Origin of the sequence: Polaribacter sp. (assembly GCF_965656025.1) — a bacterium.
Lineage (GTDB): Bacteria > Bacteroidota > Bacteroidia > Flavobacteriales > Flavobacteriaceae > Polaribacter.
In genome coordinates this window covers 42,293-46,019 of the sequence record NZ_CBFHJT010000016.1, presented here as the reverse complement: position 1 = coordinate 46,019, position 3,727 = coordinate 42,293, and the positions used below count along the sequence as shown (strand labels likewise).

Here is a 3,727-nt window from a genome sequence, read left to right as displayed (position 1 = left end):
CAGCAGCAGCAATCTCTTTAAGTGTTATTAATTGGCAAAATAAATTACAAACCAGTAATGTAGAATTAAACAATTTAGGTACTTTTTCTTTAAATGAAGAGAAAAAAATTGTTTTTAAACCAACAACAGAAATTAATTATTTAACTTCCTCTTTTGGTTTATCTGCAGTTAAAACATCAAATATTACAAGACATAATGCTACTGTAAAACCATTGCACCAAAACACTAAAAAAGAGGTGCCGACTTTTATAAAATATGCAGCTACTGCAGCAATTTTATTAACATTAGGGTTTGCAGGTTATAATGGTTATCAACAAAACAAGCAAAAAGAAACCATTGCAAAGCAGGAGAAAAATTTAGAAAAAAAATTACAATCTGCCACTTTTGTAATTCAAAATCCTTTACCAACTTTACAATTAAACGTAAGCAAAGAAATTGCAAAACCATTTTATGTAGTTGCTGGTGCATTTCAATTTCCTGAAAACGCTGCAAAAAAAGTAACGCAGTTAAAAAAGAAAGGTTTTAATGCGAAAATTATCGGTTTAAACAAATGGGGCTTAACACAGGTTTGTTTTGATAGTTTTGCAGAAAAAAACGATGCGATCAACAGTTTAAATAAAATTAAAAGAACTGTTTCTAATGATGCTTGGTTACTTATAAAACGTAATAAATAATTTAGGCTTACTTTATCAGGTTTAGGTTCGGTTTTCTTCGGTTGATTGTTATCTTTGCACAAAAAATTACTTTTTTGATGGAAACAAAAACACCCAAAGATTCCTTAACCGTACTTACAGATTTAGTTTTACCTGGTGAAACTAATTATTTAGACAATCTTTTTGGAGGAGAATTATTGGCAAGAATGGATAGAGCTTGTAGTATTGCTGCAAGAAGGCACTCTAGAAGAATTGTAGTTACAGCTTCTGTAAATCATGTTGCTTTTAACAAATCTGTACCTGTTGGTAGTGTAGTTTCTGTTGAGGCAAAAGTATCAAGAGCTTTTAAAACGTCTATGGAAATTTATGTAGATGTTTGGATTGAAGATAGACAATCACTCTCGAAAACAAAAGTGAATGAAGGTATTTACACCTTTGTTGCAGTAGACGAAACAGGAAAACCTGTTAAAATTCCGCAAATTGTACCTGAAACAGATCTAGAAAAAGAACGTTATGAGGGTGCTTTAAGGCGCAAACAATTAAGTTTAGTTTTGGCAGGAAAATTAAAACCAAACGAAGCTACAGAATTAAAAGCTTTATTTAATTAAAAATAAAAAATGCTAGAATTTTTAAATAATCATAAAATTATAGAATCTTTAGTTGTTGTTATTTTAGCAATACTTATAAGATTAGTTATTACAAATTCTTTAAGAAAAATTCAGATAAAATTTGGATTTCAAAAGTCTAGAATTTTAGTAACTAATAAAGTAATTACTGTTTTAATTTATGCAACTATAATTGTTGTTATAGCTTTTATTTGGGGAGTAGACGAAAAACAGTTATTAATTTATGTTTCTTCTTTTTTAACCATTTTAGGCATTGCATTTTTTGCTCAATGGTCTATATTGTCTAACATTACAGCAGGTATTATTTTGTTTATAAACTACCCTGTAAAAATTGGAGACACCATTACTATTTTAGAAAAAGACTATGATACAACTGGAGAAATTAGAGACATTGGTGCATTTTTTATTACTTTAAAAACACCAGAAAATGAGTTTATAACCATACCAAACTCAATTATTCTTCAAAAAAACATAAAATTCAAATAAAAAAAAAGCGCAAATTAAATTTGCGCTTTTTTTATAAATATTATTGTAATTACACAGTTTGTTCTTCGTGCTTACCTTCGTAAATTTCTTCTACTAATTTTGCATTAAATGCTGGTAAATCACTTGGATTTCTACTTGTTACCAAACCTTCATCTACAACAACCTCTTTGTCTAACCAATTACCACCTGCGTTTATAATATCAGTTTTTATTGAACTATAAGAAGTAACATCTCTACCTTCTAAAACACCCGCTTCTACTAGTAACCAAGGTGCATGACAAATTGCTGCAACTGGTTTATGGTTTTCAAAAAAAGATCTTACAAAATCTACGGCATCTTTATCATTACGTAGTAAATCTGGATTGATAACACCACCTGGTAGCATTAATGCATTATAGTCTGATTGAGAAACTTGATCTAATGTTTTATCTACAGGATAAGAATTACTCCAGTTCCCATCACTCCAACCCTTAATTTCTCCTGATTTTAAGGATACAATATGTACGTCTGCTCCTGCGTCTTCTAATGCTTTTTTTGGTTCTCTTAATTCGCTTTCTTCAAATCCATTTGTTGCTAAAATTGCAACTGTCTTTCTGTTTAAGTTTTCCATTGTATATTTTTTAAATTAATTATTTGATTATTTAATCATTTCAAAACTAAAAAACATACAAAAACATCGTTAGTGGTATCAATGTGTATTTTGACACAAATACTATTTTAAGAGAATTTTAGGTTTTTAAGATCAATTCAAAAAATCTATCTTAAATCTTTTGGGTCTATTATATTTTGCTCTAATAGTTGTTTTATTACAATTTCTGTCATATCACTTTTAAATGCAAACTCGTAACGAATATCTACTACATAGGCTTTTAAACGCATTTTTAAATAAGAACGTCCTTCTTTTACCTCGTTAAAAAACAATACATAAATAGGCTTGTTTAGGTAGATGTATTTAGATATTTGTGCAGACTCATTGGCTAATTGTCTTACAAGTTTGGTATCTACAGTTATAGGTAAGTAAATTTCTGCAACCACTTGGCAATTGGCTTCACCTGTATTAGAATTCGATACAGATTGATTCATTAATTCGCCATTAGGTATACTTACCAAAGAATCGTCTGCAGTTACAATTCTAATAGAACGCAAACCAATTTCTACCACTTCACCATAATGACTTCCAACTTCAATTTTATCGCCTACAGTAAATGGTCTATCTAATAAAATAATTACGCCACCAAAAATATTTTTTATAATGTCTTGTGATGCAAAACCAACTGCAATACCTAGAGATGCAGATACAGCTATTAAGGTAGCAGCAGGCGGTTTAAAGACACCCACAATTATTAAAACGATGATAAAAATCCACCCAAATATTTTAACTATTGGAATGATTCCTTTAATTGTAATACGTTGGTTAGTAAACTTTTCTGCATATTTTTCTAAAAGAGAAACTATAAAACGAATGATAAAATAACCAATAATGATAAAAATGAGTGCCCAAATAATTTTTCCAGCGGAGAAAAACTCCCAAATTGGAGGTGGTTTTAGGTTTTCTGCAATTTTAGCTTTGGTACCCTTTACCTCTTTTTTAACTTCCTTTTCAGGTTCTTTTTGAACTGCTTTTTGTACAGTTTCTTGTTTTTTTAAAGTATCTACTTTTACAGAATCTGCTGGCTGTAATACCGAAGATTGTAAACGTAAAATTGCAAATTCGTTTGTATTTACCGCCATTAAATTAGCCGTAATAAAAAGGAATATGATAATTATTTTTTTCATACTGTTATATTAATGTATCACATTTTTACTTTTTAATAAGGAGGTAATTTGTCGATATAAAAATATATTAATCGTGTAATAACAATCATTTTCTATAGTTAGCAAACCATTTTCTAATAAAGAATGTACCATACTAGTTGTTTGTTGTTTGCTTAAACTAGAAAGTTCTACAATTTCTTCTATCGT

The 3,727-nt window shown here is 29.4% G+C and carries 5 protein-coding genes; 3 read left to right on the top strand and 2 right to left on the bottom strand.

What is annotated here, in order from left to right:
• From ACTG3S_RS04760 to ACTG3S_RS04750, 3 genes are all read left to right on the top strand, one after another.
• The coding region (locus ACTG3S_RS04760; protein ID WP_439128230.1) for an SPOR domain-containing protein at window positions 1–674 on the top strand (674 nt) is incomplete at its 5' end.
• A 77-nt stretch (window positions 675–751) separates the two neighbouring features.
• Window positions 752–1,261 (top strand): acyl-CoA thioesterase, encoded by a 510-nt coding sequence (locus ACTG3S_RS04755; protein WP_439128229.1) that lies wholly within the window; start codon window positions 752–754, stop codon window positions 1,259–1,261.
• A gap of 9 nt (window positions 1,262–1,270) precedes the next feature.
• Window positions 1,271–1,765, top strand: a complete 495-nt coding sequence (locus tag ACTG3S_RS04750) for a mechanosensitive ion channel domain-containing protein (RefSeq protein ID WP_439128228.1) — start codon at window positions 1,271–1,273, stop codon at window positions 1,763–1,765.
• Window positions 1,766–1,814: 49 nt separating this feature from the next.
• On the opposite strand, the gene ACTG3S_RS04745 is transcribed toward ACTG3S_RS04750, so the two are convergent.
• The gene (locus ACTG3S_RS04745) at window positions 1,815–2,375 is read right to left on the bottom strand and encodes a type 1 glutamine amidotransferase domain-containing protein (protein WP_439128227.1); all 561 of its coding nucleotides are present in this window, start codon (window positions 2,373–2,375) and stop codon (window positions 1,815–1,817) included.
• Between the two features lie 146 nt (window positions 2,376–2,521).
• Window positions 2,522–3,541: a mechanosensitive ion channel family protein gene (locus ACTG3S_RS04740; RefSeq protein ID WP_439128226.1), complete on the bottom strand. Its 1,020-nt coding sequence runs from the start codon at window positions 3,539–3,541 to the stop codon at window positions 2,522–2,524.
• Window positions 3,542–3,727: the final 186 nt, after the last annotated feature.

Bases quoted from the DNA above. Each gene is read 5' to 3' on its own strand.
- ACTG3S_RS04755 (WP_439128229.1), top strand. From the start codon at position 752: ATGGAAACAAAAACACCCAAAGATTCCTTAACCGTACTTACAGATTTA.
- ACTG3S_RS04750 (WP_439128228.1), top strand. From the start codon at position 1,271: ATGCTAGAATTTTTAAATAATCATAAAATTATAGAATCTTTAGTTGTT.
- ACTG3S_RS04745 (WP_439128227.1), bottom strand. From the start codon at position 2,375: ATGGAAAACTTAAACAGAAAGACAGTTGCAATTTTAGCAACAAATGGA.
- ACTG3S_RS04740 (WP_439128226.1), bottom strand. From the start codon at position 3,541: ATGAAAAAAATAATTATCATATTCCTTTTTATTACGGCTAATTTAATG.